The 24595-nt window shown below is 64.4% G+C and carries 27 protein-coding genes; 10 read left to right on the forward strand and 17 right to left on the reverse strand.

What is annotated here, in order from left to right:
• Positions 1–270: 270 nt before the first annotated feature.
• Entirely contained in the window at positions 271–942 is a 672-nt protein-coding gene (locus tag IVB13_RS22660; RefSeq protein WP_018459987.1) for a response regulator transcription factor, read from the reverse strand.
• Positions 943–1285: 343 nt separating this feature from the next.
• Here IVB13_RS22660 and IVB13_RS22665 point away from each other — a divergent pair, with 343 nt between their 5' ends.
• Positions 1286–2911 carry an MFS transporter gene (locus IVB13_RS22665; RefSeq protein ID WP_018459988.1) on the forward strand — a complete coding sequence of 542 codons (1626 nt, stop codon included), beginning with the start codon at positions 1286–1288 and terminating at the stop codon, positions 2909–2911.
• A gap of 61 nt (positions 2912–2972) precedes the next feature.
• Here the strand turns inward: IVB13_RS22665 and IVB13_RS22670 are convergent, their stop codons facing one another.
• Positions 2973–3446 carry a secondary thiamine-phosphate synthase enzyme YjbQ gene (locus tag IVB13_RS22670; protein ID WP_026233919.1) on the reverse strand — a complete coding sequence of 158 codons (474 nt, stop codon included), beginning with the start codon at positions 3444–3446 and terminating at the stop codon, positions 2973–2975.
• Between the two features lie 133 nt (positions 3447–3579).
• Positions 3580–4110, reverse strand: a complete 531-nt coding sequence (locus IVB13_RS22675; RefSeq protein WP_026233920.1) for a hypothetical protein — start codon at positions 4108–4110, stop codon at positions 3580–3582.
• Between the two features lie 390 nt (positions 4111–4500).
• Here IVB13_RS22675 and IVB13_RS22680 point away from each other — a divergent pair, with 390 nt between their 5' ends.
• The 5 genes from IVB13_RS22680 (at position 4501) to IVB13_RS22700 (ending at position 7138) form a co-directional block, all read left to right on the forward strand.
• The gene (locus tag IVB13_RS22680) at positions 4501–4875 is read left to right on the forward strand and encodes an AtpZ/AtpI family protein (protein WP_018459992.1); all 375 of its coding nucleotides are present in this window, start codon (positions 4501–4503) and stop codon (positions 4873–4875) included.
• Positions 4876–4989: 114 nt separating this feature from the next.
• Positions 4990–5739 carry a F0F1 ATP synthase subunit A gene (locus IVB13_RS22685; protein WP_018459993.1) on the forward strand — a complete coding sequence of 250 codons (750 nt, stop codon included), beginning with the start codon at positions 4990–4992 and terminating at the stop codon, positions 5737–5739.
• 53 nt (positions 5740–5792) lie between these two features.
• Positions 5793–6023 (forward strand): F0F1 ATP synthase subunit C, encoded by a 231-nt coding sequence (locus IVB13_RS22690; RefSeq protein WP_007599451.1) that lies wholly within the window; start codon positions 5793–5795, stop codon positions 6021–6023.
• A gap of 60 nt (positions 6024–6083) precedes the next feature.
• Complete coding sequence (locus tag IVB13_RS22695; RefSeq protein ID WP_018459994.1) at positions 6084–6647, forward strand: F0F1 ATP synthase subunit B'; 564 nt, start codon at positions 6084–6086, stop codon at positions 6645–6647.
• 5 nt (positions 6648–6652) lie between these two features.
• The gene (locus tag IVB13_RS22700; RefSeq protein WP_018459995.1) at positions 6653–7138 is read left to right on the forward strand and encodes a F0F1 ATP synthase subunit B; all 486 of its coding nucleotides are present in this window, start codon (positions 6653–6655) and stop codon (positions 7136–7138) included.
• A 200-nt stretch (positions 7139–7338) separates the two neighbouring features.
• Here the strand turns inward: IVB13_RS22700 and IVB13_RS22705 are convergent, their stop codons facing one another.
• From IVB13_RS22705 to IVB13_RS22725, 5 genes are all read right to left on the reverse strand, one after another.
• Positions 7339–7995, reverse strand: coding sequence for a hypothetical protein (locus IVB13_RS22705; RefSeq protein ID WP_018459996.1), 657 nt, complete (start codon positions 7993–7995; stop codon positions 7339–7341).
• A gap of 121 nt (positions 7996–8116) precedes the next feature.
• Positions 8117–8704, reverse strand: a complete 588-nt coding sequence (locus tag IVB13_RS22710) for a GNAT family protein (protein ID WP_007599447.1) — start codon at positions 8702–8704, stop codon at positions 8117–8119.
• 39 nt (positions 8705–8743) lie between these two features.
• Positions 8744–10033 carry a pitrilysin family protein gene (locus IVB13_RS22715; RefSeq protein ID WP_007599446.1) on the reverse strand — a complete coding sequence of 430 codons (1290 nt, stop codon included), beginning with the start codon at positions 10031–10033 and terminating at the stop codon, positions 8744–8746.
• On the reverse strand, positions 10030–11448 hold the full coding sequence (gene thrC / locus IVB13_RS22720) for a threonine synthase (protein ID WP_018459997.1): 1419 nt from the start codon (positions 11446–11448) through the stop codon (positions 10030–10032). The genes IVB13_RS22715 and thrC overlap by 4 nt, the downstream gene beginning before the upstream one ends.
• Positions 11449–12021: 573 nt before the next feature.
• Entirely contained in the window at positions 12022–12666 is a 645-nt protein-coding gene (locus IVB13_RS22725) for a response regulator transcription factor (protein WP_018459998.1), read from the reverse strand.
• Between the two features lie 85 nt (positions 12667–12751).
• On the opposite strand from IVB13_RS22725, the gene IVB13_RS22730 reads away from it, so the two are divergent.
• The gene (locus tag IVB13_RS22730) at positions 12752–14092 is read left to right on the forward strand and encodes a histidine kinase (RefSeq protein WP_018459999.1); all 1341 of its coding nucleotides are present in this window, start codon (positions 12752–12754) and stop codon (positions 14090–14092) included.
• A gap of 91 nt (positions 14093–14183) precedes the next feature.
• On the opposite strand, the gene IVB13_RS22735 is transcribed toward IVB13_RS22730, so the two are convergent.
• From IVB13_RS22735 to coxB, 9 genes are all read right to left on the reverse strand, one after another.
• A complete protein-coding gene (locus IVB13_RS22735; RefSeq protein ID WP_026233921.1) occupies positions 14184–14549 on the reverse strand; it encodes a nuclear transport factor 2 family protein in 366 nt (121 codons plus the stop codon).
• A 114-nt stretch (positions 14550–14663) separates the two neighbouring features.
• Entirely contained in the window at positions 14664–15416 is a 753-nt protein-coding gene (locus IVB13_RS22740; RefSeq protein WP_018460001.1) for an SURF1 family protein, read from the reverse strand.
• Entirely contained in the window at positions 15413–15814 is a 402-nt protein-coding gene (locus IVB13_RS22745; protein ID WP_018460002.1) for a DUF983 domain-containing protein, read from the reverse strand. Before IVB13_RS22745 ends, IVB13_RS22740 begins: the two co-directional genes overlap by 4 nt.
• 97 nt (positions 15815–15911) lie before the next feature.
• On the reverse strand, positions 15912–16808 hold the full coding sequence (locus tag IVB13_RS22750; protein WP_018460003.1) for a cytochrome c oxidase subunit 3: 897 nt from the start codon (positions 16806–16808) through the stop codon (positions 15912–15914).
• A 77-nt stretch (positions 16809–16885) separates the two neighbouring features.
• Entirely contained in the window at positions 16886–17536 is a 651-nt protein-coding gene (locus tag IVB13_RS22755; RefSeq protein ID WP_018460004.1) for a cytochrome c oxidase assembly protein, read from the reverse strand.
• Positions 17537–17541: 5 nt separating this feature from the next.
• Positions 17542–17718 carry a hypothetical protein gene (locus tag IVB13_RS22760; protein ID WP_026233922.1) on the reverse strand — a complete coding sequence of 59 codons (177 nt, stop codon included), beginning with the start codon at positions 17716–17718 and terminating at the stop codon, positions 17542–17544.
• Positions 17715–18659, reverse strand: coding sequence for a heme o synthase (locus IVB13_RS22765; protein WP_018460006.1), 945 nt, complete (start codon positions 18657–18659; stop codon positions 17715–17717). Before IVB13_RS22765 ends, IVB13_RS22760 begins: the two co-directional genes overlap by 4 nt.
• Before the next feature lie 60 nt (positions 18660–18719).
• Positions 18720–20345, reverse strand: a complete 1626-nt coding sequence (ctaD, locus tag IVB13_RS22770) for a cytochrome c oxidase subunit I (RefSeq protein ID WP_007605061.1) — start codon at positions 20343–20345, stop codon at positions 18720–18722.
• A gap of 87 nt (positions 20346–20432) precedes the next feature.
• On the reverse strand, positions 20433–21272 hold the full coding sequence (gene coxB / locus IVB13_RS22775) for a cytochrome c oxidase subunit II (protein ID WP_018460007.1): 840 nt from the start codon (positions 21270–21272) through the stop codon (positions 20433–20435).
• 449 nt (positions 21273–21721) lie between these two features.
• Here coxB and IVB13_RS22780 point away from each other — a divergent pair, with 449 nt between their 5' ends.
• From IVB13_RS22780 to lepB, 3 genes are all read left to right on the forward strand, one after another.
• A complete protein-coding gene (locus IVB13_RS22780) occupies positions 21722–22267 on the forward strand; it encodes an invasion associated locus B family protein (RefSeq protein ID WP_026233923.1) in 546 nt (181 codons plus the stop codon).
• Positions 22268–22385: 118 nt separating this feature from the next.
• Positions 22386–23813, forward strand: coding sequence for a metalloprotease TldD (gene tldD / locus IVB13_RS22785; RefSeq protein WP_026233924.1), 1428 nt, complete (start codon positions 22386–22388; stop codon positions 23811–23813).
• Entirely contained in the window at positions 23810–24586 is a 777-nt protein-coding gene (lepB, locus tag IVB13_RS22790; protein WP_018460010.1) for a signal peptidase I, read from the forward strand. The genes tldD and lepB overlap by 4 nt, the downstream gene beginning before the upstream one ends.
• Positions 24587–24595 lie beyond the last annotated feature (9 nt).

Genomic DNA, 24595 nt, shown 5'->3' on the forward strand with positions numbered 1-24595 from the left:
CGCGTCCACCGCAAGCCCGGCTCGCGAACATGACGACCACAAGATCGCCCCTCAAGGATGAGCCGGGATGCGCGACACATACGCCATTTCCGAATTTCGGTAAAGTGGAATATTTTTGCGGCGGCGGATTGACGGGGGCGACACAGAGGAGGTCCGGTAGCCCGGATGAGCGAAGCTATATCCGGGGTTTTCGCTAGCTAGCCGCACTAGCGGTCCCGATGTCGCTTCGCTCATCCGGGCTACAGGCTGCGAGAGGCGCTCGCTACAGGCTCACCCCGTCGGGGTACCCTGCTTCCATTGGCCGCCGGCGATTTTCGCGGCGGCGATCACGGCTTGGGTCCGACTTTCGACGCCGAGCTTTTGCAGGATCGCCGAGACATGCGCCTTGATGGTGGCCTCGGAGACGCCGAGCTCATAGGCGATCTGCTTGTTGAGCAATCCCTCCGACAGCATCATCAGAACCCGGACCTGCTGCGGCGTCAGCGTCACCAGCCGGTCGCGCAGGCGCGTCATGTCGGGGTCGGCGACTGCCGACAGATCAGTGTCGGCGGGAACCCAGACGTCGCCCTCCATTACCTTGAGGATCGCGTCGCGCAAGGTGTCGACGCCGAAGCGCTTCGGGATGAACCCGGAGGCGCCGAAGTCGAGCGAGCGGCGGATGGTGGCGCTGTCGTCGGACGCCGAGACGATCACCACCGGAATAGCCGGATATTGCGCGCGCAGATAGATCAGGCCGGAAAAGCCGGAGATCCCGGGCATCGACAGGTCGAGCAGGATCAGGTCGACGTCGGAGGTCTGTTCCAAAAGCTTGGTCAGATCCTCGAACGATCCAGCCTCGTCGATCCTGGCCGAGCTCAGGACGCCCGTCACCGCCTGCCGCAACGCGTCGCGGAACAATGGGTGGTCATCGGCAATGATGAGATGGGTCGAGGGAGCGTTCATCGTTCTCTTGCTGGCAATCGCACCGGGCCAGTAAGCCGGCGCGGGGCCCTGGTCAATTCTTTCCCGACCAGCCGTGGCATGCAAGTGGACATTATCCCTTTGCGGCAACGGGGTTAATCCACAGGCCGGCACTATGTTGCCGGATGGAAGGCTCGCAGTGTCAGGCGAGCGTCAGTGTGAAAGGCCGAAAGTCGTATTGGGGCGGGTTTCACGCCAATGTTACCTTGGGGGCAAGGCTTGGGTTGATCCGGCATGACCGGACATCCAGGGCGCGAGGAAACGATTTTTCGGGGAGCGACTCAACATGTCGACAATGGCTGTGTCTCAAGCAGGCGCGGGAGGGATGACGAAGGACGAACGGTTCGTCATTCTCGCCTCCTCGCTCGGTACCGTCTTCGAGTGGTACGACTTCTATCTCTACGGTTCGCTGGCCGGCATCATCGGCGCGCAGTTCTTCTCGGCCTATCCGCCGGCAACCCGCGACATCTTCGCGCTGCTGGCCTTCGCGGCCGGCTTCCTGGTGCGCCCGTTCGGCGCGATCGTGTTCGGCCGTGTCGGCGACATCGTCGGCCGCAAATACACCTTCCTCGTCACCATCCTGATCATGGGTCTGTCGACTTTCATCGTCGGCCTGCTGCCCAACGCTGCCACCATCGGCATCGCGGCCCCGATCATCCTGATCGCGCTGCGTCTCGCCCAGGGCCTCGCGCTCGGCGGTGAATATGGCGGTGCGGCCACCTACGTCGCGGAGCATGCTCCGAACGGCAAGCGCGGTTACTACACCTCCTTCATCCAGACCACGGCGACGCTCGGCCTGTTCCTGTCGCTGCTGGTGATCCTGTTCACGCGCTCCGCGCTCGGCGAACCCGACTTCGCGGCATGGGGCTGGCGCATTCCGTTCCTGGTCTCCGTGCTGCTGCTCGGCGTTTCGGTCTGGATCCGGCTTCGCCTCAACGAATCCCCGATCTTCCAGAAGATGAAGGACGAGGGGAAGAGCTCGAAGGCCCCGCTGACGGAAGCCTTCGGCAACTGGCAGAACGGCAAGCTCGTGCTGCTGGCGCTGTTTGGCGGCGTGATGGGCCAAGGCGTGGTCTGGTACACTGGCCAATTCTACGCGCTGTTCTTCCTGCAATCGATCCTCAAGGTCGACGGCTACACCGCCAACCTGCTGATCGCCTGGTCGCTCCTGCTCGGGACCGGCTTCTTCATCGTGTTCGGCGTGCTCTCCGACAAGATCGGCCGCAAGCCGATCATCCTCGGCGGCTGCCTGATCGCGGCGCTGACCTTCTTCCCGATCTTCAAGATGATCACCACCAATGCCAACCCGGCGCTGGAAAAGGCGATCGAGTCGGTCAAGGTCGACGTGGTGGCAGATCCCGCAGGTTGCGGCGACTTGTTCAATCCGGTCGGCACCCGCGTCTTCACCTCGCCTTGCGACACGGCACGTGCCTACCTGTCGCAGTCGTCGGTCAAGTACTCGACCACGCCAGGTGCGGCAGGCTCCGGCGTGAAGGTGATGGTCAACGGCAAGGAAGTTCCCTACGCCAACGCCAAGGACGGCAATCCGGCAGTGCTCGCCGCCGTGCAGGGAGCCGGCTATCCGAAGGCCGGAGATGCGGGCATCGTGAAGATGGCGCATCCGTTCGACATCTTCCGTCCGCAGGTGGCCGCGGTCGTCGGATTGCTGTTCGTCCTGGTGCTCTTCGTCACCATGGTGTACGGCCCGATTGCCGCGATGCTGGTCGAACTGTTCCCGACCCGCATCCGCTACACCTCGATGTCGCTGCCCTACCACATCGGTAACGGCTGGTTCGGCGGCCTGCTGCCGGCGACCGCCTTCGCGATCGTGGCCTCGACGGGCGATATCTATGCGGGCCTCTGGTATCCGGTCATCTTCGCGTCGATTACCGTCGTGATCGGCTTGTTCTTCCTGCCGGAGACCAAGGACGTCGATATCAAGTCGACCTGATCGACGCAGATCGAGATCAACACCAACCGGCCGCGGTCTCCGCGGCCGGTTTTGTTTTGGCCTACTGATTGCTACCGAGGAATTGCAGCACCACCTCGCGCCGGTGCGGGCGGGCGCGATGCTCGATCAGATAGATCGCCTGCCAGGTGCCAAGCGCGAGCTTGCCGCTCAGGACCGGCACATGAAGCGAAGTCTGGGTCAGCATTGTCTTGACGTGCGCCGGCATGTCGTCCGGTCCCTCGGCATCATGCGTCCAGCCGGCGTTCTCGGGCGCGAGCCGGGACAGAGCCGTGGTGAGATCCACGAGCACGGAAGGGTCGGCGTTCTCCTGGATCGTCAGCGATGCGGAGGTGTGACGAACGAACAGCGTCAACGCGCCGTCTCGCGCGCCTGCCTCCGCCACGAACTTCGCAGCTTCAGCGGTGAGATCGGTGAAGCCGCGGCCGGGCGTCTGCACGGTCAGCAGCGACGATGCGATGGTGGTGGCTTGCACCGACGATGGCGCCGAGCGCGTGATGGATTTGGCTGATGTCATCATCACTCTCTCAATTCGGAAAGCTGCCATAGGTGGGCAAAGCGAAGCGTGCCCACCGACTCACGCAACGAAAACAAAAATGGTGGGCACGGCGCGTCGCGGCCTTGCCCACCCTACCGCATCTCGCCACGTGCTAAATCTTCCCCGACACGTCCTTCTGCACGCGGTTGGCCATGTCGATCAGCCGGCGCCAGGCCCTTTCCAGGAATGACATCACGCGATCGACGTCCTGGTCGCTCGGCAGCGGGATCTCGATCCTGCGCTCGCCCTCGGCGGCCTTTGGTGCTTGCGGCTCCGCCTTCTTGAGCGGATCCGTTTTCGGCAGCGCCTCGTCGATCTTGCCTGACACGGTCGGCCCCGCCGCAAGCCGTCCCTTCAGCGTCTCGACTTCGGCCTGGAGCCTGCCGATCTCGGCGTCGAGCGCGGTACGTTCATCGGGCACCGCGTAGCAGGCCCAGCCGGCGCCGCTGCGGGTGCAGGTCGACACCGTGCCGGTGCGGCTGTCGAGCCGCAGCACCCCCTCGGGGATGGGCGTCATGCTGTAGCGGCCGTTTTCGCTGTCGGGCGCGGATTGCGCGACGAGGCAGCCGCCGCTGATGGTCAACACCGCGGCGAACGCCGCCGCCGCCAGCCATGATGCTGTGGATGAATTCGCTGCTCTCATCGCGTTCTCCGCCACGACGCGCAGGTAGCACGTCCAAAGATGGCGCTCATAAAGGTGGCACGTCTCGCAATTCTACACCCCGGCGAGGCGATCCGCCGCCCAAAACGCGCCTTTGACATGAACGATCACGGCGCCCCCTTTGATCCCGGCAGCCGGGCGAAATGGCGACGGCATCCGCCGATCCAGCGGAGACCTGCTGCGGTGCGGCGTCACGCTGTGTGCAGCGCTGCCGCCCGCGCCGATATTGTAAGATAAATCAAATACATAACAGGAATGGACACAATCGTGACTTGGCTTGACTTGATTATGGGCCATCAGTATGGTCCGCGCGGCTTTTGAGGGTGGCGGGCGTAATTTCCATTCAACCGCGGCGTTTCGGGTCTTCGTTGCATGACACAGGGCACGGGACACGGCGAGAATGGAGATCGCGATAGATCGCCCGAGGAAGCTGCGCTTTCCGAACGGCTCGGAAATCTTGATCAGCGGTTGTCCGAATTTCGCGGCCGCCACGTCAAGACCGAGCAACCCGCAGGTGACGGTGAGGACAGAGCGGCCAGAGCCTCGGCGATGGCGCTTGGTTTTCGGTTATCCTCCGAGTTGGTCGCCGGGGTCGTTGTCGGAGCGGGGATTGGCTGGGGTTTCGACCGCTTGCTGTCGACGTCGCCTTTCGGATTCATCGTGTTCCTGCTGCTGGGCTTCGTCGCCGGCGTGGTGAATGTGGTGAGAACGGCAGGCGCGGGTCAAAACAGGCGCGGTGGTTCTTAGGCGGTCCACACCAGGAGAGGAATGATCGTGCCGGCTCGTGCCGGTACGGGCCGGGCCCGACCGGCAGACCGAGACCCGCCGGCATCGCCCGGCAGACCAAGAGATGCCGCGCTGATGAAAATCGATCCGATCCACCAGTTCAACATCGAGCCTCTCTTCACCCTGGGCCATATCGGCAACCACACGATCGCCTTCACCAACTCGTCGCTCTACATGCTGGTGGCGGTCGCGATCATCTCGATCCTGATGCTCGCCAGCGGCACGCAGCTGGTTCCCGGCCGGCTGCAGTCGGTCGCCGAGATCTCCTACGAGTTCGTCGCCTCCACCATCCGCTCGACCGCCGGCGCGGAAGGCATGAAGTTCTTCCCGCTGATCTTCTCGCTGTTCATGTTCATCTGCGTTTCGAACCTGGTCGGCATTATCCCCTACACCTTCACGATCTCGAGCCATCTGATCGTCACCGCGGCGCTCGCGCTGCTGGTCTTCTTCACGGTCCTGATCTACGGCATTGCCAAGAACGGCCTTAAATTCTTCTCGATCTTCGTGCCCCACGGGGTCCCCGGCTACATCCTGCCGCTGGTGATGTTCATCGAGATCCTGTCGTTCTTCCTGCGGCCGGTTTCCCACAGCGTCCGTCTGTTCGCCAACATGCTGGCCGGCCACATCGCGCTGAAGGTGTTCGCGGGCTTCGTCGCCATGCTCGGCTTCTCGCTCGGCGCCCTTGGCTGGGTCGGCGGCGTGCTGCCGCTGGCGCTCACGGTCGCGCTGTACGCTCTCGAGATTCTGGTCGCGTTCCTGCAAGCCTATGTGTTTGCGATCCTGACCTGCATCTACCTCAACGACGCCATTCATCCGGGACACTGAGCGGTCCGGGGAATTTCCACCCAAAACCCAATCTTTCTTCCAAGGAGTCTAAAATGGATCCGGCAGCAGCAAAACTTATCGGCGCGGGCATCGCATGCATCGGCATGGGCGGCGCGGGCGTCGGCGTCGGCGTGATCTTCGGCAACTACCTCGCCGCGGCCGTTCGCAACCCCTCGGCCGCTCAGGGCCAGTTCGGCAATCTGATCTTCGGCTTCGCCGTGACCGAAGCGCTCGGCATTTTCTCGCTGCTGATCGCGCTGCTGCTGCTGTTCGTTCCGCTCTGAGAACGATTTTTCGCGCCGCTTCAACCGAGGCGACGCGCATGACTGCAACAGGAGTACTCCATGGCTGAAAGTCATGGCGGGGCGAAAAGTCCGGCGGCGGGCGCCCACACCGGGTCCGAAGGCGGTCACGGTGGCGGTTTTCCGCCGTTCGAGAGCGGCACTTATGCTTCACAGCTGGTGTCGCTCGCGATCTTCTTCGTCGCGCTTTACGTGATCGTGTCCAAGCTCGCTCTGCCGCGCGTCGGCGGTGCGATCGAGGCGCGTCAGAACAAGATCGAGGGCGACCTCGCCGAAGCGCAGAAGCTGAAGGACCAGTCCGAAGCGGCGCTGAAGGCCTATGAAAACGAGCTTGCTTCGGCACGCTCGCGCGCGCAGGCCATCGGCAACGAATCCCGCGACAAGGCGAATGCGCAGGCGGACGCCGAGCGCAAGGCCTTGGAAGAGCAACTGGCGGCCAAGCTCGCCGAGGCAGAGAAGACCATCGCCTCGACCCGTGCGACCGCCATGAGCAACGTCCGCGGCATCGCGGCCGATGCGGCAGGCACCATCGTGCAGCAGCTCACGGGCGTGGTTCCGGACGCGGCATTGGTCAATGCCGCCGTTGATGCGTCCTTGAAGGGTTAATCGATATGTTCTTCGATCCTGAAACCTGGGTCGCCATCGCCTTCGTGATCCTGATGGTCGTGTTCGGCTATCTCGGGGTCTTCAAGAAGGCCATGACTGCGCTCGACCATCGCGCCGATCGCATCAAGGCCGAGCTCGACGACGCGACGCGCCTCAAGCAGGAAGCCGCCAAGGTGCTCGCCGACTACAAGGCGCGCACCGCCTCGGCCGAACGCGAGGCCGCCGACATCATCGCCAACGCGAAGAGCGAAGCCGAGCGCATCGCAACCGAGGCCAAGGCCAAGGTGGAAGATTTCGTCGCTCGCCGCACCAAGACCGCGGAGGGCAAGATCGCGCTCGCCGAGGCTCAGGCGGTGGCCGATGTTCGCGCCGCAGCGGCCGAAGCCGCCGTCCAGGCCGCCTCCACGATCCTGTCGAAGTCGGTCAGGGGCCAGGTCGCCGACGATCTGCTCGCCAAGGGCATCACCGAAGTCAGGCAGAAGCTGAACTGAGAGATCTTGCCTTCACCAATCAAAAAGCCGGCGCGATCAGCGCCGGCTTTTTTGTTTGTCGGGCACTGCATCGGCAAATCTGATGTCATCGCCCGCGAAGGCGGGCGATCCAGTATTCCAGAGACAGCCCTGATAGATCGAGAAGCCGCGGCGTACTGGATGCCCCGCCTTCGCGGGGCATGACGACTATCTTGACGTGGTTACTTCTTCTTCGCCCGCGCCTTCGGCTCGGGCGACAGCGCCTGCGGATCGAAGCCGACATAGAAGATGTAGCTATCGGCGTCCTTGGCCGAAGGCATCGGGTAGACCAGATCCTCGGCCACGAAGGTGAACGGCACGCTGCCGCCCTCCGACATTCCGACCGTGGTCCGGTAGGCCTTGGAAGCGATCACCTTCTCGCCGACGCCGCCCTGCACCACGGCGACGCGCAGCGGCACCTCGACGCTCGCAGGCGCGCCGGCGGGTCCGGCAATGACGCGGCCCTGGATGCCGATCCGGGCCGTGATATCGCCGCCATTGCGGGCGCATTCGCGCGCCATCTTGGTGATGGTGGCCTGGAAGCGGATCTCGTTGCCGACGGCCGGCTTCCCGGTGGCACCGACCGCGTAGGTGGAGGCTCCGGCACGCACCGTGACCTGCGGGCAATCAAGATCGTCATCAGCCGCCGGCTGGCCCGGCGCAGGCGCCGGCTTGGGTTGGGCCGGCTCGTCCGACTTGCCGCCGAACAGGCCCTTGAATCGATCGGTCAGCGACTGCGCCGCGACCGGCGAGATGGAGACGAGCGCAACTGACAACGCCAGCGCGACCGCCGCCCCCCGCCGCAACGCATTCCGCGATGACCGAAGCTCCTGCACCATCAACACCCATACTCCTGACGACATCCCGACCGATCACCGGCCGGGTTGCGCCGTTATATCGTCAAAACCGGCGAACCCAAGGCAGCAAACAAGGAGACTTTGGCCGCATCAATCAACGGGCTCAGCCGCGGAAATCCTCGTGCAGCAGGCCGAACAGCAAATGGTCCTGCCAGACCCCGTTGATGCAGAGATACCGGCGCGCCAGCCCCTCGCGGGAGAAACCGCACTTCTCCAGCACCCGGATCGAGGGCGCATTGGTCGGGATGCAAGCGGCCTCGACCCGGTGCAGATTGAGCTCCCCGAACAGCGTCGGCAGCAGCACCCGCAGCGCGGCCGTCATGTAGCCGCGCTGGGCGTGGGGCTTGCCGACCCAATAGCCGATGGTGCCGGCCTGGACGATGCCGCGGCGGACATTGGCGAGCGTGATGCCGCCGACCATGGCGCCGTCGAGCTCCCGGAAGATCAGAAAGGGATAGGACCGGTCCGCGGCGATGTCCTCGGAATAGCGGCGCAGGCGGCGGCGGAAACCGGAGCGGGTGAGATCATCCGACGGCCAGATCGGCTCCCAGGGGGTCAGGTAATCGCGGCTGGACTCGCGCAGATGGGCCCATTGCAGGAAGTCCGACATCTGAGGCGCGCGTAGCAACAGGCCGTTGCCGCGCGGCGCGAGAGCGGCGGGTCCACTGGATGGCAGGCGAAAGAGGGCCATGGTGATGCTTCCCGGGGCGGATCAACCCGTGCGCGGCTCCTAATGCAGCCGCGCCTTGGCGCGTGCCCGGGTCAATCCTTCCGCAAAAGACACCGCCGTGTCCAGACCCCTGCCACTGCCCAATGCGACAACCGCAGGGCGGCTGCGCGAAAGCAGCGCACGCGCCGCATCCCGGGTCGATTCGACGCTGACGGCGTCGATCCGGGCCACCAGCTCCTCGGCGGTCTGGGGCCGGCCATAGGCCAGCACATGCCGGGCGAGTTGCTCGGCGCGGGACGAGCAGCTCTCCAGCGCCATCAGCAGCCCCGCCTTCATTTGCGCCTTGGCCCGCGCGATCTCGACCTCGGTCAGGGTCTCGACCGAATCATTCATGATGTCGACCACGACCTCCATCATCTCGGGCGCATCGGCCGGATCGGTGCCGGTGTAGAGGCCGAAGAAGCCGGTGTCGGTATAGGGGGCATGGAACGAGTAGATTGAGTAACAGAGGCCGCGCTTCTCGCGCACCTCCTGGAACAGCCGCGACGACATCCCGCCGCCGAGGATGTTGGTAAAGACCTGGAGCGAGAACAGCGACAGATCGGTCTGCGGCACGCCCTCCAGGGCCAAGGTCAGATGCGCCTGCTCGAGCTCGCGATGCACCACCTTGGTGCCGCCCTTGCCGAATTGTGCGGGTTGCGGCTTGGGACCCGCTGTCCCCTCAAAACTGGCAAAGCGCTGCTCGACCTCGGCGACCACCTGCTTGTGATCGACCGCGCCGGCGGCCGCCACCACCATGTCAGGGCCGCGGTAGTGCGTCGACAGATAGTCGCGCAGCGAGTCGCGGCTGAAGGCACGCAAGGTCTTCGCAGTGCCGAGCAGCGAGCGGCCCATCGGCTGGTCGGGATAGCAGAGCTCGTTGAGATGCTCGAACACGACGTCGTCAGGCGTGTCCTGCGCCGCGCCGATCTCCTGCACGATGACGTTCTTCTCGCGCTCGAGTTCGTCGGGCTCGAAGGCGGGATTGGCCAGGATGTCGGCGAGCACGTCGAGTGCGAGCGGCACGTCGGCCTTCAGCACCCGCGCATAATAGGACGTGGTCTCGGTCGAGGTGCCGGCATTGAGGTCGCCGCCGACCGCCTCGATCTCCTCGACGATCTCGCGCGAGGAGCGCTTCGTCGTGCCCTTGAATGCCATATGTTCCAGAAGATGCGAGATGCCGTGCTCGTTGGGCTTCTCGTCGCGCCCGCCGACGCCGGCCCAGACGCCGAGCGCCGCGGTCTCGAGATGAGGCATCTTGTCGGTGACGACAGTGAGGCCGGACGCAAGCTTGGAAATCTCGACGCTCATCCGGCAACTCCCTGTTTCGCGGCGCGGCTGACCGACAGCACGAACCGCTCGACCTCGGTCTGGTCGTTCTTCATCACCTTCATGTGTTCGGATTTGGTCATCAGACCATCGAGCCAGGCCGGCAGTTGCGGCCGCTGGCCGCAGGCCGCTTCGACCGCATCGGGGAATTTGGCCGGATGGGCGGTGGACAGCACGATGCTGGGAACCGTCCTGTCCGTGGTGTCGCGGTCGGCGACCGCAAGCGCGACCGCGGTGTGGGGATCGACCAGCTCGCCGGCCTCGCGCCAGGCGGCGCGGATCGCGGCCGCGGTCTCGGTCTCGTCGGCCCGGCCTGCGTCGAACCCCTCGCGGATCGCGGCCAGCGTCGCATCGGGCAGCACGAAGCGTCCCGATTGCTTCAGTGAATCCATCAGACGGCGCACGCCGGCGGCATCGCGCCCGCCAGCCTCGAACAGCAGCCGCTCGAAATTCGAGGAGATCTGAATGTCCATCGACGGCGAAGCCGTCGCGTGGACCTCGCGCACCTCGTAGATCCCGGTCTTCAGCGTGCGCGCCAGGATGTCGTTGACGTTGGCGGCGATGCCCAGGGTCCGCACCGGAAGACCCATGCGCTTGGCGACATAGCCGGCGAAGATGTCGCCGAAATTGCCGGTCGGCACGACGAAGTCCACCGCGCGCGCGGGTGCACCGGCGGCAACGGCGGAGGTGAAATAGTAGACCACTTGGGCGACGATGCGCGCCCAATTGATGGAATTGACGCCGGACAGCGACGTCGCATCGCGGAAGCGATGGTTGTTGAACATCGCCTTCACGAGGGCCTGGCAATCGTCGAAATTGCCCTCGACGGCAAGCGCATGGACGTTGGCCGCGCCCGTCGTCGTCATCATTCGCCGCTGCACCTCGGAGATGCGGCCATGCGGGAACAGCACGATGAGATCGACATTTTCGAGTCCTGCGAACGCGTCGACCGCAGCACCGCCGGTGTCGCCCGAGGTCGCGACCACGATGGTGGTGCGCTGGCCGCGCTGGGCGAGCACGTGGTCCATCAGCCGCGAGATCAGCTGCATCGCCACGTCCTTAAAGGCGAGCGTCGGGCCGTGGAACAGCTCCAGCACGAACTGGTGCGGCGCCATCTGGCGCAGCGGCACCACCGCCGGATGGCGGAAGGTGGCGTAGGCCTCGTTCGCCATACGGCCGAGCTCGGCGTCCGAGATCTCGCCGGCGACGAAAGGGCGGATCACCTCGACCGCGACCTCCCAATAGGGACGCCCGAAAAAGCCGGCGATGGCGTCAGGCGAGAGTTGCGGCCAGGTGGCCGGCACATACAGGCCGCCGTCGCGAGCGAGCCCGGTCAGCATCACGTCGCAGAAGCCGAGTTCGGGGGCCTCGCCCCGGGTCGAGATATAACGAGTCAAACTGCCCTCCAAAGGCCGGCCGAGCCTGGACTCGGTCCGCAAGCCTTTGATTTTACGAAATTACTTGTTAACAGCCAGAGGCTTTGGGCCACCATAAAGTGTTTTGCGGCATCAGGAAACCGCTTCGCGCCTGGGGCCGTCCAAGGAAAAAGGCTGCCAACGAAAAGCGCTGCCAACGAAAAGGGCTGCGGCAATGCCGCAGCCCTCTCTTGGAAGGTCTGTCGTTGTGTGCAGACCGGTTTGGCGTCTTGGGGTCACCGACCCGCAAAAACTGTTCGCGCAAGCTTTCGTCGGCTGTCACGATATCGTCAAGGGACAAAACGGAATGTGTGAGAAAATGTTCCTGTTTTTCCCGACACGTTTCGGCGCGGGCAAACGTTCGCCAGCAGCTTGGCGTCACGCATTACCATTATATCCCGAACGACAGCACAGTTCGGGAACGAACGACGGCTGCGCTCATTGTGTCGGCGGATGGTGTCGGCGCTATCCATGCATTGCCCGGCTGAGCGCCGAGACCGGTCCGCCCGCCGAACCGGCAGCATCCTGGTGCAGCCGGTTCGGTGCCCTGAGGCGTCAGTTCATCCCGATTTCCACCGCGATCCGGATCAGGTCGGAATGGTTCTTGGCACCGAGCTTCTGCTTGAGCAGAGAGGTGGTGTTGGCGACGGTCTTGTAGGAGATGCCGAGCGCCTCGGCGACCTCGACGATCTTGTCGCCTCGCCCCAACAGGCGAAGAATCTCGAGCTCCCGCGGCGTCATCTGCGAGGCTGGATTGGCCTTGATCGCCGCGCCGGAAAACGTCACGGCTTCCGCGAGCTGCGGTGAGATGAAATTGTCGCCCGCAACCACCTTGCGCACCGCCTTGAGCAGGATCCGGGGATCGTCGCCCTTGGAGACGTAGCCCTGGGCCCCGAGCTCGACCGCCCGCACCACGAAGGCTGGATCATCGTTCATGCTGAACATGATGATCTTGGCGTCGGGATCGTCCTTGCGAATGCGCCGCATCAGTTCAAAGCCGGAGACGTCGGGCAGGCTGATGTCGATCACAGTGACGTCGGGCCGCCTGCTGACATAGGCGCGATGCCCGGATTTGGCGTCGGTCGCCTCGTCGATCCGGATCGAATGGTCGGAGGAGAACAGGGTGCGGCAACCGGACAACACCACGGGATGGTCGTCGACAATCAGGACGCGGGTCGCCGGCTTGGCAGTATCTTGCATTGTAACTCTCTAGTTTTTCGATTCATAAACCGACGGGAACAAATGGAAAGAGCAAAATCCCCTGATGCGCGTTAGAATTGACCTAATGTGGCAACGGCTGTCCTTCAGTACACAATTGTTTCTGCCGCTCGGCCTGCTGTTCATGGCGGCGCTGATCATGGGCGGCGTCCTGCTGCACGTCTTCACGACCGGTCAGCTCGCCGAGGAGAACCAGCCGGCCCAACGATCGACCAAAGCCGTGGCCGAGGCCCTCAACAACGCTCTGCGTTCATCCGACCATCCGCGAAGGACCCTGGATGACTTCGTGCGGATGCTGGACGAGTCCTCAGATATTCAATTCCTTCCTGCAGGAGCGGTTGCTCCTCCCTTTGCGTCGAGGGGCCTGCAAGGTTCGCATGGCCCACCAAAATGGTTCGTCAGTCTCCTTTCCATTCCGGACTTGCACATCGCATTTCCGGTATCCCTCAACGGCGAGCATTTCGGCGACATCGTGTTTGTGCCGGACCTGTCCGCAGCGCTGTTCGAGACCTGGGTGGGCTTCCTCGCCTTGGCCGGCTTCGTCGTCGCGCTGACCGGGCTGACAGGGGTCGTCGCCTATGTGTTTGCGGGATCAGCCCTGCGACCACTGCAGGATCTTGGCGCAGGCCTCACGCGGCTACGACGCGGCGACTACGCAACACCGATCTCGGTCGGGGGACCGCCGGAAATCCGGCAAAGCTGCGAGGAGGCCAATGCGCTGGCCGAAACGCTGGTGCAGTTGAGCCAGGACAATCGCGACCTGCTGCACCGCCTGGTCTCGCTGCAGGACGACGAGCGGCGCGATCTCGCGCGCGAACTGCACGACGAACTCGGTCCGCTGCTGTTCGGCATCCGCGTCGGCACCATCGCATTGGTCGATGCCTCGCCCCCGGCGGGAAATCTCAGCAGTTCGGCGCAGGAGGTGTTGCAATCGGTCGAGGCGCTCCAGCAGACCAACCGCCGCATCCTCGACCGGTTGCGACCGCTCTACATCGAGGAATTGGGTCTGGAGACCAGTGTGCAGACGCTGCTCCGAAATTTTCGCAAGCAGGCGCCGTCTATCGACCTGACGGACGCGGTCGATCCGAATCTCAACGCGATCGACGGGCCGCTGGCTCAAACCGTCTATCGCGTGATTCAGGAGGCGCTGACCAACGTGCTGCGTCATGCCGGCGCCAGCCATGCCCATGTGCAGGCGACCTTCGCCGGCGAGACGGTCGTCATCGAGATTTCCGACGACGGCGGCGGCTTTCCCGAAGGGAATCTGTTCGGCCGCGGCCTGACCGGCATGCATGAGCGCGTGCGCGCACTCAGCGGATCGCTGTCACTGCTGCGCGTGGACGACAGAACCTATGTGCGCTGCCGCCTTCCCGCCGAACCGGCACGCGAGGCGCCGGTCAGCGATTGAAGCGCTTTCGAGCGAAGTGGATACCGGTTCGCGTGAAGAAAACGCCAAAACAGAATCTGGTGTTCGGCTCTGATTAATCAGAACGGAAACTCTAGCACGCACAGCCAAGCTGCGCGTTCTGTCGCGCCGGCTCGCACAGCGTGGTGCGGATCTTGCCGTCGGGGCTGAAACAAAACGAGGCGCGAATGCGCAGCGCGCCGGCGACGGAATATTCGAGATCGACGCCGTGGGGTGCAGGATGGATTTCCTCCAACCCGAAACCGGCCGACGAGAAAGCGCTGAGCCGCGGCTGCCAATAGGCTTCGAGCTCGCTCCGGCCGCGATAGCGCTGCGTGCCGTTGCACGTGCATTCGACCTGGGCGTCATCCGCATAGAGGTCGAGGAGCGTCGCGAGGTCGCCCTTCCTGCAGGCATCCACCCAATCGACGACAATTCCCATCTGGTCGAAATCACTCACGCTGCAATCCTGTCTGCCGCGGAAAATTACTGGCGGCTTAGGACCACACTCGTGAATGTGCGCTGAATGGTAAACCCCGGGCGATACCGGGTTCCCTAAGTGGATCTACGGAGCTCAGCCCCGCCGCCGCCCTCTTGCCCACACGGCGAAGGCGATGAGCACGGCGCCTGCAAGGGTGAACCAGGTGATGGCGTATTGCAGGTGATCGTCCTTGAGATGGACGTCGAGCGGCCCCGGCCGCGGAATGCCATTCTCGGGCGCCGGCTGCTCGAGGTCGACATAGAACGGCGCAACCGCGCCCCAGCCCAGCGCGCTCGCGATCGCCACGTGATCGCGCACGAACCACAGCCGCTTGCCGCGGTTCTCCGCCGGGGTCAGCCAGCCCGGTGCCTCGGGGAAGCGCAGATAGCCGGTGAACGAGACCGCCTGCCCGGTGACGAGCTTCCTGACCGCGCGATCCTCGACGCTGCGATCCTGCATGGTGTTTTCGACGAAGCCCGCATCGATCACCACCGTCTCGCCGCTCGGCAGCCGCGCCGGCAGGAAGGCCCAGGTGCCGGGGCCCGACGCGTCCTTACGCACGGCGGATCCGGAGGAATAGACCATCGCATCGGGCAACGGCGCGTAGGTCGCGGTAAAGCTGACACGGCGGAATTCATCGCGCGCGGGACTTAGCGCGGCCCATCGTGCCGGCGGCGGCAGAGTGACCGGTGCCTCCGCGAGGCGCTCGGTCAGTGCGGCGATCAGCTCGTGCTTGGCGATGCGGCGCTGCAATTGCCAGACGCCGAGCGTGACGCAGACCGCGGTCAGGAAAAGCGTAAACAGCGCGAAGCCGGCCACGCGGGGCTTGCGCGCGGTCTCGTTCATTTCGCGCGGTCGACCAGCCGGCCCGGCGCCGCCTTATGGTGGAATTGCAGTGCGATCAGCAGCGACTTCATCGCGCGCAACGGCAGCAGGGTAGTCGCAAGGATCAGCGGCAGCCACAGCACCGCGTGCAGCCAGTACGGCGGCTGGTACTTGACCTCGATGACGAGCGCGCAGCCGACGACGATCGCGCCGGCCAGCATGATGATGAAGATCGCCGGACCGTCACCGGAATCGATGAAGGCGTAGTCGAGGCCGCAACGCTCGCAGCAAGGCGCAAGCGTCAGGAAGCCTGCATAGAGCTTGCCCTGGCCGCAGCGCGGGCATTTGCAGGCAAGCCCGCGCAGCGCGCTTTGCAGGACGGTGGCTTGCGGCTCGGACGTATCGGCGGCTTCGTTCATGGCAAAAGGTCTATCACAGTTTCTGCCGAAACCCCTGCGCGCAAAAAAGCAAAAGGGCGGCCCGGGGCCGCCCTTTCTCGATCCGAAGCCAGCCCGCTCAGTGCGCGCCGTGAGCCATGGTCTCGGCGCCGTGTCCCCAGACATAGATGCAGAGGAACAGGAACAGCCAGACCACGTCGACGAAATGCCAGTACCAGGCGGCGAACTCGAAACCGAGATGCTGGGTCGGCGTGAAGTGGCCGGCATAGGCGCGGAACAGGCACACCAGCAGGAAGATGGTGCCGACCAGCACATGGAAACCGTGGAAGCCGGTCGCCATGAAGAAGGTCGCGCCGTAGACGTTGCCGCCGAAGGAGAATGCCGCGTGGCTGTACTCATAGGCCTGCACGCAGGTGAAGAGCGCGCCGAGCACGACGGTGAGGATCAGGCCATATTTCAGGCCCTGGCGATCGTTCTCGAGCAGCGCATGGTGGGCCCAGGTCACCGTGGTGCCGGAGGTGAGCAGGATCAGCGTGTTCAGGAGCGGCAGATGCCAGGGATCGAAGGTCTCGATGCCGTGCGGCGGCCAGGTGCCCGGCACGGTGCAGGCGCCGGCCGCGGTCCCGAGACCACAGCCGAACACCGCATCGCGGGTAGCGTGGACGGCGTCGGCCGGGAATAGCGCCGCGTTGAAATAGGCCCAGAACCAGGCGACGAAGAACATCACCTCCGAGGCGATGAACAGGATCATGCCGTAGCGGTGATGCAGCTGCACGACGCGGGTGTGGTCGCCCTTGTACTGGGCTTCCCTGATCACGTCGCCCCACCAGCTCGCCATGGTGTAGAGCACACCGACCGTGCCGACACCGAAGATGATCGGCGCAGCCGAGAACATGTGGTGCATCCAGGTGATCGCGCCGACCGCCATGATGAAGGCGGAGATGGAGCCGACGACGGGCCATGGCGAGGGATCGACCAGATGGTAGTCGTGATGCTTGGTGTGCGCCGTTGCCATTTGCGGTCTCGCTCCTCAATCCCGTGCCTGTCAGGCACTTATCCCCTTATTCCAACCCCGGCGCGTGAGTCCGGAGATCAGAGATTTCCCTTGCGTTTGTCGTCTTCGCTGGCCGCGAGCGGCTTCACCACCGGATCCTTCACCGGATAGAACGTGTAGGACAGCGTGATCGTGTTGAGACCGTCGTTCTCGTGGTCGTCGGCAATCGACGGATCGACATAGAATACGACCGGCATCTCGCGCTTCTCGCCCGGCGCCATGGTCTGCTCGGTGAAGCAGAAGCAGTTGATCTTCTGGAAATAGGATCCGACCGTCAGCGGCGCGACATTGTAGGCGGCCTGGCCTGCGGTGGTCCGCGCGGCCTGGTTGGTCACCGTGTAGAAGACGGTCACGACCTGGCCGATATTGACCTCGATCTCGCTCTGCTCGGGCTCGAACTTCCAGGGCAGGCCGGGCGCGACGTTGGAATCGAAGCGCACCGCGATCTTGCGTGCGATCGGGCCGCTGGCCGGCGCCGAGGTCGCGACCTGGGTCGTGCCGTTGAAGCCGGTGGCGCGGCAGAACCAATTGTAGAACGGCACCGCCGCGTAGGAGGCGCCGACCATCAGCGCGACCACGCCGCCGCAGATCGAGGCGACCACCACGTCGCGGCCAAGCCCCCTGGCAGGCCTGCGCCCCTTGGTGGCCGTCCGGCTCTGATCCCGCGATATGGTCGGCTTCTGATCCATGTTTCCTACATCGGCCGGACGAGCACGGCCGGCCCCTTGACCATGGTCACGGCGAAGAACAGCACTACGAGCACGCCGAGCGCGAGTGCGATCGCGATCGAGCGCTGACGACGGCTCTTCTTCTGCGCCTCGGTGAGGACGATTCCGTCTATCTCGGGTTTGTCGGCCATCCCTGTGATCATGCGCCCCCTACCATCGGCGCAAGCGCCCGGAACACGACCTCGGCCAGCAAGGTCGCAAACAGCGCGAACAGATAAAGGATGGAGAACGCGAACAGCTTGCGGGTCGCCCGCAGCGATTGGCTGCGCTCGCGACGGACATAGACGTTGATGGCGAACCCCAGCATGCCGGCGCCGAGGATCAGCGAGACGATGCCGTAGATGGCGTCGAAGTAGCCGAGCGCCCAGGGCGCGGCCGCGACCGCGATCAGCACGATGGTGTAGAGCAGGATCTGAAGCCGGGTCGCGTCGGGGCCGGCGACGTTGGGCAGCATCGGAATGCCGGCGCGCGCGTAATCGTCGGAGCGGAACAGCGCCAGCGCCCAGAAGTGCGGCGGCGTCCAGAAGAAGATGATGGCGAACAGCAGTAGCGGCTCGACGTCGACCGTGCCTGTGACCGCGGCCCAGGCCACCACCGGCGGCAGTGCGCCGGCGGCACCGCCGATCACGATGTTCTGCGCGGTCCAGCGCTTCAGGCCGATTGTGTAGATCACGACGTAGAAGAAGATGGTGAAGGCGAGCAGCGCGCCCGCGATCCAGTTGACCAGGATGCCGAGCGTCATCACCGAGAAGAAGGCGAGCGTCATGCCGAAGGTCATCGCCTCGGGACGGGTGATGCGGCCGCGCGGAATCGGCCGGTTCGCCGTGCGCGACATCTTGGCATCGATGTCGCCTTCGAGCGCCATGTTGAGCGCGCCGGACGCGCCGGCGCCGACCGCGATGCAGAGCAGCGAGGTGATGGCCAGCACCGGGTGGAAATGCCCGGGCGCCATCGCCATTCCGACCAGCGCGGTGAAGATCACCAGCGACATCACCCGCGGCTTCAGGAGCGCGATGTAATCGCCAACCTCCGCTTCGGAGATGCGGGGATTGATGTCGATGGCGTTGTGGTCGAGGACGGACACTAGACTGACTCGCTTGGTTGTCGAGCCGCGGCGCCCGTCACGGGCGCCGCGAGCATTGGCTTACTGCACGCGGGGCAGCACTTCGAACTGGTGGAAGGGCGGCGGCGAGGGCAGCGTCCATTCCAGCGTGGTCGCACCTGCACCCCACGGATTGTCGCCAGCCGGCACCTTCTTCGCGAAGGCGTCGATCACGCAGTAGAGGAAGATCAGCACGCCGAAGCCGGAGATATAGGAGCCGACCGACGAGACCAGGTTCCAGCCCGCGAACGCGTCGGGATAATCGACATAGCGGCGAGGCATGCCCGACAGACCGAGGAAGTGCTGCGGGAAGAACACCAGGTTCACGCCGATGAAGGTGACCCAGAAGTGCGCCTTGGCGAGCCCTTCATTGTACATGTAGCCGGACATCTTCGGGAACCAGTAGTACCAGCCGGCGAAGATTCCGAACACCGCACCGAGCGACAGCACGTAGTGGAAGTGCGCGACCACGTAGTAGGTCTCCTGGAGCACGCGGTCGACGCCGGCATTCGCCAGCACCACGCCGGTGACGCCGCCGACGGTGAACAGGAAGATGAATCCCACCGCCCAGATCATCGGCGCGCGGAACTCGATCGAGCCGCCCCACATCGTGGCGATCCACGAGAAGATCTTCACGCCGGTCGGGACCGCGATGACCATCGTGGCGGCGACGAAATAGGCCTGCGTCGCCGAGGACATGCCGACCGTGTACATGTGGTGCGCCCACACCACGAAGCCGATGCCGCCGATCGCGACCATGGCGTAGGCCATGCCGAGATAGCCGAACACGGGCTTGCGCGAGAAGGTCGAGACGATCTGGCTGACCATGCCGAAGGCGGGCAGGATCAGGATGTACACTTCGGGGTGACCGAAGAACCAGAACAGATGCTGGAACAGCACGGGATCGCCGCCGCCTTCCGGATTGAAGAACGTCGTGCCGAAATTGCGGTCAGTGAGCAGCATCGTGATCGCACCGGCGAGCACCGGCAGCGACAACAGCAGCAGGAACACCGTCACCAGGATCGACCACACAAACAGCGGCATCTTGTGCAGGGTCATGCCCGGCGCGCGCATGTTGAAGATCGTGGTGATGAAATTGATGGCGCCCAGGATCGAGGAAGCGCCCGCCAGATGCAGCGACAGGATCGCGAAGTCCACCGCCGGGCCCGGATGGCCCGAGCTCGACAGCGGCGCGTACATGGTCCAGCCGGCGCCGACGCCGTTGGCGCCCGGCTCGCCCTCGACGAAGGTCGACATCAGCAACAGCGCGAACGAGGCCGGCAGCAGCCAGAACGAGATGTTGTTCATGCGCGGGAACGCCATGTCGGGCGCGCCGATCATGAGCGGCACGAACCAGTTGCCGAAGCCGCCAATCATCGCGGGCATGACCATGAAGAAGATCATGATCAGACCATGGGAGGTCACGAACACATTGTAGGTGTGCGTCTCGTGGAAGATCTGCACGCCCGGATACATCAGCTCGGCACGGATCGCGATCGACATCGCGGCGCCGATGACGCCGGCGATGACCGCGAAGATCAGGTACATCGTGCCGATGTCCTTGTGGTTGGTCGAATAGACGTAGCGCCGCCATCCGGTCGGATGGGCGTGCTCGTCATGTCCGTGGTCTTGCGCGTGATCGCCGTGTGCCGCTGCGCTCGTTGCCATTTTCTAATCCTGCCTTGCGTCCCGATCGGACCTCTGGAGGTCCCGCCTTATGTCGCTTTCAGTTTCCTCGAACCCTGCGCCCGGCGCTCACTGCGTCGGGCCGGCCGTGGAGGCGTAGGTGCTGGTGCCGCCGCTCGCATATTTCTTCTTCGCGGTCTCGACCCAGGAGGCGAACTCCTGGTCGCTCACCACACGGATCGCGATCGGCATGAAGGCGTGGTCCTTGCCGCACAATTCCGAGCACTGGCCGTAGAACATGCCGGTCTTGGTGGCCTTGAACCAGGTTTCGTTGAGCCGGCCCGGAATGGCGTCGATCTTGACGCCGAAGGCCGGCAGCGCAAAGGCATGAATCACGTCGGCCCCGGTCACCTGAACCCGAACCACCTTGTTGACGGGCACCACCATCTCATTGTCGACGCCCAGCAGACGGGGCTGCTTGTCCTGGGCCATCAGCGAGTCGAACTCGAACTTGCCGTTATCAGGATAGGCGTAGGACCAGTACCACTGCTTGCCGGTCGCCTTGATGGTCAGATCCGCCTTCGGCACGTCGAGCTCGAGGAACAGGAGGCGGAACGACGGCACCGAAATGCCGACCAGGATCAACACCGGCACGAGCGTCCACGCCACCTCGATCAGCGTGTTGTGCGTGGTCCGCGACGGCACCGGATTGGCTCTCGCGTTGAACTTCACGACAACGATCACGAGCAGCGCCAGAACGAACAGCGTGATCAGCGTGATCAGCACGAACAGGAAATTATGGAACCAGACGATGTTGTCCATCACCGGGGACCCGGACTGCTGAAGCGTCCACTCCCACGCAGCCGGCTGCCCCAGCTCGGCAAATGCCGCACCGCCCGTCGCCAGCGTCAGACCCGCCACGGCCAATCCCAGCAAGTGCCGGCCCACCGGGCCCATCGACATCTTCATGCCGTTCGCGCTCCCCTAACGAAATCACCCCAAGTGCATTCCCCTATTTTCGGGAAACGCTTTATTCGATCCCCCCGTCTGACAAACCGCCGCGCAAGAATACCTCTAAGAGGAATTGGGGCCAGATCGCTAGAACGCCGAAATCAAGCCTCTCAAACCATAATTCTTGATCTATCGCAATGCAGTCTTGAGCCTCGTCTGTCAGCCATCACCCGCAAGATATTTCCTAGTAACATCAGACAAAAATACCATTTCCCGGGATGCTGCCGCTTGACAGCGGAATTGCCCGCGGTAGGCACTTGGCGCACAGCCGCACAGGAACCTGATTCGTGCGGGCGATTGCGGCCGGGGCGGCGTGGAATTTGCTTGCGAATCGCCTTCAAGACGCCGTCATTCCCGTATCAGTCCGCCTGACGCGAGCGACCCAGGCGAGCAGAGGGACCGACCCGATGGGGTTTTCGAGATCCATGGCAAGGCGGGCTAAAAGCCAGGCTGGCAGCCTCACGATGCTGGCCGCTCTGCTGGCGGCGGTCGTCGTCCTGGCGCTTCCGGGCCTCGCCCATGCGCAGGGCGCGGTGCGCTCCGTCCATGGCGACTGGCAGATCCGCTGCGACACCCCGCCGGGCGCCCAGTCCGAGCAATGCGCCCTGATCCAGAGCGTGGTGGCCGAAGACCGCTCCAACGCCGGCCTGACCGTGATCGTTCTCAAGACCGCCGACCAGAAGAGCCGCCTGATGCGGGTGGTCGCCCCCCTCGGCGTTCTCCTGCCCTCCGGCCTCGGCCTCAAGCTCGACAACCAGGACGTAGGCCGTGCCGGCTTTGTCCGCTGCCTGCCCAATGGCTGCGTCGCCGAGGTCGTCATGGACGACAAGCTGCTCGGCCAGCTCCGCACTGCCAAGACCGCGACCTTCATCATCTTCGAGACCCCGGAAGAAGGCATCGGCTTCCCGCTCAGCCTGAACGGGCTCGGCGAGGGCTATGACAAGCTGCCGTAGTGCGAAGGGCGGTTAGGCCCGCGAATCCTATTGTTTCCGTAATGTGAGACTTGGCGCCCTCGCGGAAGTGCCGGGAAACCATTATCTTGCCTCACATCCCCCGATAATGGACGGACGCATGACCAACCCTGCCACAACCTCCCTGCTCGACCGCGCCAATCTCGACCGCGATCAGGTTCGCAACGAGCTCGCGCGCGGGCTTGCCGGTGCCGACGACGGCGAATTGTTCCTGGAATACAGCCAGACCGAAGCGCTGATGTTCGACAATGGCCGGCTGAAGCAGGCGACCTACGATACCTCGCAGGGTTTTGGCCTGCGCGCCGTCAAGGACGACGCCGTCGGCTACGCGCATTCCTCCGACGTGTCGCTGCCGGCGCTGATTCGCGCTGCGGACGCGGTCGCGGCCGTGCGCGGCGGTTATTCCGGCAGCTTCGCCGCGCCTCCTGCGCATACCAACGTGCGGCTTTATAGTGACGACAATCCGCTCGATGCCCCCGGCTTCGAGACCAAGGTCAAACTGCTCGCCGAGATCGACGCTTATCTGCGCGACAAGGATCCGCGGGTGCGGCAGGTCAGCGTCAGCCTGGGCGCGACCTGGCAGGTGGTCGAGATCCTGCGGCCCGACGGCGAGAGCTATCGCGACATCCGCCCGCTCGTGCGCGTCAACGTCTCCGTCGTCGCCGGTCAGGGCGACCGCCAGGAGAGCGGCAGCAAGGGCTATGGCGGCCGCGCCGGCTACGCCGAATTCATCGAAAGCAAGAACTGGCGCGACGCCGCCGACGGCGCGTTGCGTGAGGCTCTGGTCAACCTGGAATCGATTCCCGCCCCCGCCGGCGAGATGGACGTCGTGCTCGGGGCCGGCTGGCCCGGCGTGATGCTGCATGAGGCGGTTGGCCATGGCCTCGAAGGTGACTTCAACCGCAAGAAGACGTCCGCGTTTGCCGGCCTGATGGGCCAGCAGGTCGCGGCCAAGGGCGTGACCGTGGTCGACGACGGCACGATTGCCTCGCGCCGCGGCTCGCTGTCGATCGACGATGAGGGAACGCCGACCAACCGCACCGTGCTGATCGAGGACGGCGTCCTGGTCGGCTACATGCAGGACCGTCAGAACGCCCGCCTGATGAACATGAAGCCGACCGGCAACGGCCGCCGCCAGGGCTATGCCCACGTGCCGATGCCGCGCATGACCAACACCTACATGCTGGCGGGCGACCGCGATCCGGCCGAGATCCTCGCGTCGGTGAAGAACGGCGTCTTCGCCGCGAATTTCGGCGGCGGCCAGGTGGATATCACCTCGGGCAAATACGTGTTTCAGTGCACCGAGGCTTACAAGATCGAGAACGGCAAGATCGGTGCGCCCCTGAAGGGCGCCATGCTGATCGGCAACGGGCCGACCGACCTGCATCGCATCCGCATGATCGGCAACGACCTCGCGCTCGATACCGGCATCGGCACCTGCGGCAAGAACGGTCAGGGCGTGCCGGTCGGCGTCGGCCAGCCGTCGCTGTTGATGGAACGCATTACGGTGGGTGGAACAGGCGGATGAGCGTCGAGAAGATAACTGTCACCACCAAGCGGAAGAGCAGCGGCTGGGGCGGCCAGCTGGTGCAGCTCGCCGGCATCGTCGCGGCGGTGTTCATCGCCAAGGGTGCGCTGGCCGAGCCGTTCTACGTGCCGTCGGGCTCGATGGAGCCGACGCTGTTGATCGGCGACGCCTTGATCGCCTCGAAATTCCCCTACGGCTACGGCACCTCGTCGCTGCCGATCCAGATCAACCTGCCCGAGAGCGGCCGCGTCTTCGCGGAAACGCCGAAGCAGGGCGACGTCGTGGTCTTCCGCTGGCCCGGCGACCGCTCGCAGGCCTGGGTCAAGCGCGTCGTGGGCCTGCCCGGCGACCGCATCCAGCTGCGCCAGGGCCAGCTCTTCGTCAACGATCGCCCCGCCGAGTTGAAGCCGGACGGCGTTGGTGCCGCCGAGGACGACAATGGCGGCAGCGAACCCGCCTATCGCTATGTCGAGACGCTGCCGAACGGCGTCTCGCATCTGATCTTCAAGATGCGTGACAACGGTCCGCTCGACAACACGCAGGAAGTGACGGTGCCGGCAGGCCATCTCTTCGTGCTCGGCGACAACCGCGACAATTCCGCCGACAGCCGCGTGCCCTTGCGCTCCGGCGGCGTCGGCATGTTGCCGATCGACAATCTGGTCGGCCGCGCAGACGCCGTGCTCGGATCCTGGGATCTCGGTATCCGGGGCCAGCCGGTGTGGACCTGGCTGTCCGGATTTCGCATGGCGCGGTTTTTCACCGCCGTGCATTGAACCGATCTC

This window comes from Bradyrhizobium sp. 17 (assembly GCF_023073515.1).
GTDB classification, from domain to species: domain Bacteria; phylum Pseudomonadota; class Alphaproteobacteria; order Rhizobiales; family Xanthobacteraceae; genus Bradyrhizobium; species Bradyrhizobium canariense_D.

Coding starts and splice junctions, on each gene's coding strand:
- IVB13_RS22660 (WP_018459987.1), bottom strand. CDS start 942: ATGAACGCTCCCTCGACCCATCTCATCATTGCCGATGACCACCCATTG.
- IVB13_RS22665 (WP_018459988.1), top strand. CDS start 1,286: ATGACGAAGGACGAACGGTTCGTCATTCTCGCCTCCTCGCTCGGTACC.
- IVB13_RS22670 (WP_026233919.1), bottom strand. CDS start 3,446: ATGACATCAGCCAAATCCATCACGCGCTCGGCGCCATCGTCGGTGCAA.
- IVB13_RS22675 (WP_026233920.1), bottom strand. CDS start 4,110: ATGAGAGCAGCGAATTCATCCACAGCATCATGGCTGGCGGCGGCGGCG.
- IVB13_RS22680 (WP_018459992.1), top strand. CDS start 4,501: ATGACACAGGGCACGGGACACGGCGAGAATGGAGATCGCGATAGATCG.
- IVB13_RS22685 (WP_018459993.1), top strand. CDS start 4,990: ATGAAAATCGATCCGATCCACCAGTTCAACATCGAGCCTCTCTTCACC.
- IVB13_RS22690 (WP_007599451.1), top strand. CDS start 5,793: ATGGATCCGGCAGCAGCAAAACTTATCGGCGCGGGCATCGCATGCATC.
- IVB13_RS22695 (WP_018459994.1), top strand. CDS start 6,084: ATGGCTGAAAGTCATGGCGGGGCGAAAAGTCCGGCGGCGGGCGCCCAC.
- IVB13_RS22700 (WP_018459995.1), top strand. CDS start 6,653: ATGTTCTTCGATCCTGAAACCTGGGTCGCCATCGCCTTCGTGATCCTG.
- IVB13_RS22705 (WP_018459996.1), bottom strand. CDS start 7,995: ATGGTGCAGGAGCTTCGGTCATCGCGGAATGCGTTGCGGCGGGGGGCG.
- IVB13_RS22710 (WP_007599447.1), bottom strand. CDS start 8,704: ATGGCCCTCTTTCGCCTGCCATCCAGTGGACCCGCCGCTCTCGCGCCG.
- IVB13_RS22715 (WP_007599446.1), bottom strand. CDS start 10,033: ATGAGCGTCGAGATTTCCAAGCTTGCGTCCGGCCTCACTGTCGTCACC.
- IVB13_RS22725 (WP_018459998.1), bottom strand. CDS start 12,666: ATGCAAGATACTGCCAAGCCGGCGACCCGCGTCCTGATTGTCGACGAC.
- IVB13_RS22730 (WP_018459999.1), top strand. CDS start 12,752: ATGTGGCAACGGCTGTCCTTCAGTACACAATTGTTTCTGCCGCTCGGC.
- IVB13_RS22740 (WP_018460001.1), bottom strand. CDS start 15,416: ATGAACGAGACCGCGCGCAAGCCCCGCGTGGCCGGCTTCGCGCTGTTT.
- IVB13_RS22745 (WP_018460002.1), bottom strand. CDS start 15,814: ATGAACGAAGCCGCCGATACGTCCGAGCCGCAAGCCACCGTCCTGCAA.
- IVB13_RS22750 (WP_018460003.1), bottom strand. CDS start 16,808: ATGGCAACGGCGCACACCAAGCATCACGACTACCATCTGGTCGATCCC.
- IVB13_RS22755 (WP_018460004.1), bottom strand. CDS start 17,536: ATGGATCAGAAGCCGACCATATCGCGGGATCAGAGCCGGACGGCCACC.
- IVB13_RS22760 (WP_026233922.1), bottom strand. CDS start 17,718: ATGATCACAGGGATGGCCGACAAACCCGAGATAGACGGAATCGTCCTC.
- ctaD (WP_007605061.1), bottom strand. CDS start 20,345: ATGGCAACGAGCGCAGCGGCACACGGCGATCACGCGCAAGACCACGGA.
- coxB (WP_018460007.1), bottom strand. CDS start 21,272: ATGAAGATGTCGATGGGCCCGGTGGGCCGGCACTTGCTGGGATTGGCC.
- IVB13_RS22780 (WP_026233923.1), top strand. CDS start 21,722: ATGGGGTTTTCGAGATCCATGGCAAGGCGGGCTAAAAGCCAGGCTGGC.
- tldD (WP_026233924.1), top strand. CDS start 22,386: ATGACCAACCCTGCCACAACCTCCCTGCTCGACCGCGCCAATCTCGAC.
- lepB (WP_018460010.1), top strand. CDS start 23,810: ATGAGCGTCGAGAAGATAACTGTCACCACCAAGCGGAAGAGCAGCGGC.